Origin of the sequence: Pseudoroseomonas cervicalis ATCC 49957 (assembly GCF_000164635.1) — a bacterium.
GTDB classification, from domain to species: Bacteria; Pseudomonadota; Alphaproteobacteria; order Acetobacterales; family Acetobacteraceae; genus Pseudoroseomonas; species Pseudoroseomonas cervicalis.
The window spans coordinates 1-1,707 of the sequence record NZ_GG770980.1; the positions used below are offsets into that span (position 1 = coordinate 1).

Annotated in this window: 3 protein-coding genes; all 3 read right to left on the reverse strand. The window is 73.8% G+C overall.

Annotation, left to right across the window (positions count from 1 at the left end):
• The coding region (locus HMPREF0731_RS20925) for a lysophospholipid acyltransferase family protein (protein WP_007006234.1) at positions 1-457 on the reverse strand (457 nt) is incomplete at its 3' end.
• A gap of 79 nt (positions 458-536) precedes the next feature.
• A complete protein-coding gene (locus tag HMPREF0731_RS20930) occupies positions 537-986 on the reverse strand; it encodes a 23S rRNA (pseudouridine(1915)-N(3))-methyltransferase RlmH (RefSeq protein WP_040614317.1) in 450 nt (149 codons plus the stop codon).
• A gap of 14 nt (positions 987-1,000) precedes the next feature.
• On the reverse strand, positions 1,001-1,707 hold a 707-nt coding region (gene rsfS, locus HMPREF0731_RS26525; RefSeq protein ID WP_007006236.1), incomplete at its 5' end, for a ribosome silencing factor.

The window sequence follows — 1,707 nt, forward strand, 5'->3', positions numbered from 1 at the left end:
AGATCACCGCGACGCCCTCGGCCGCCTGGCGGCGCGGGCCGCGCGGGCCGTCCGGGGTGATGGCCACCGGGCTGCCACCCTTCAGCACGCGCAGCAGGCCGCGCATGCCGGCCGCGCCGCCGCGCGAGGTCGAGCCATGCACCATCACCAGCCGGAAGCGCGAGACCACCTCGCCGATGAAGCGGCCATCGCGGTGCTGCGAGACCAGCACATGCGGCTGCCACTCGGCGGCGCCGGGGAACAGCCGGCGGGTGGCGGTCCACAGCATCGGCATCATCGGCAGGCGCTCGTGCCAGAAGGTGATGATCACCGGCCTGCCGGCCATGGCGTGCGGTTCGATATTCTCCGCGCCGACCATCGACCAGCGCGAGGTCCGGTAGCAGAAGCCCAGATAGGCGCTGAGCAGCCGGGCCAGCGCGGCCTGGGTCCGGGGGTGGCGGATCAGCTTGCGGAACATGGAACGATCGGTGCGGTCACGGCAGGCGCCCTAGCACGGCTGGGCCGCGACCGGAAATCGCCGCCTGCCGGCCCACCCCTCAGGGCCGCCAGGCGCGGTGATAGGGGTGCCCGGTGCGGATCGCCTGGGCGCGGTAGAGCTGCTCGGCCAGCAGCCCGCGCACCAGGAAATGCGGCCAGGTCATCGGCCCGAGCGACAGGCGCTGGTCGGCCCGCGCCTGCACCGAAGGGTCCAGCCCCTCGGCCCCGCCGATGACATAGGCGAGGGTTTTCCCGCTCTCTTCCCAGCGCGCCACCAGCCCGGCCAGCGCCTCGCTGTCCGGCATGTGGCCGCCGAGATCGAGGGCGATGACCAGCGCGCCCGGCGGCAGGGCGGCGAGGATGGCCTCGCCCTCCCGCCGCCGCACCTCAGCGGCGGAGCCGCGCGCCTCGGGGAGTTCCCGCAGGGCGAGCGGCGGCCGCAGCCGGGCATTGTGCTGGGCGAAGAGGTCGGCCTCCGGCCCGGATTTCAGCCGGCCGATGGCGACCAGGAGCGGCGCGCGGCTCAGCCCCGCCGCTCCGTGTCCTCGTCCTCCTCCGCCTCGTCCTCCTCGTCGAGGGAGTGGCTGCCGCCATTGACCATGTCCTCGGGCGAGAGGATCAGGTCGTCATCCAGATCCTCCTCCTCCTCGTCCAGGCCATCCTCGGCGCGGTCCAGGCCCGGCGGCAGCGCCGCCTCGTCGCCGGCGGGCGGACTGTCCGGACCCCACATCTTCTCCAGCCGGTAATTGGCGCGCGCCTCCGGCTTGAAGAGATGCACGATCAGGTCGCCGGCATCGAGCAGCACCCAGTCGGGCGAGGTCTCGGTGCGGATGCGGCGGATGCCGTGCTCGGCCAGCACCTTGTCGAGATGCGCGGCCATCGCCTGGATCTGCCGGTCGGCGAGGCCCGTGGCGACGATCATGCGGTCGGCGAAGGCGGCGCGGCTGGCGACGTCCAGCACCACCACATCCTCGGCCTTGTCGTCCTCCAGGCTGCGCACGGCGGCCTGCACGATCAGGTCGATCTGCGGCGGCGTCAGCTTCTGGCGCTTCGGCGCCTTCAGCTTCCTGGTCTCCGCCGGCTTCGGCGCCGCCGCCTTCTTGGGCTTCGGCGCCGCGGCCGCCTTGGCGGCGGGCTTCGGCGTCACGCTGGCGGCCTTGCTCTTGGCGGCGGCGACGCGGCTGGCGACCTTGGGCACGGCGGCACCGCGCACGGCGCGCGGGCGCTCCG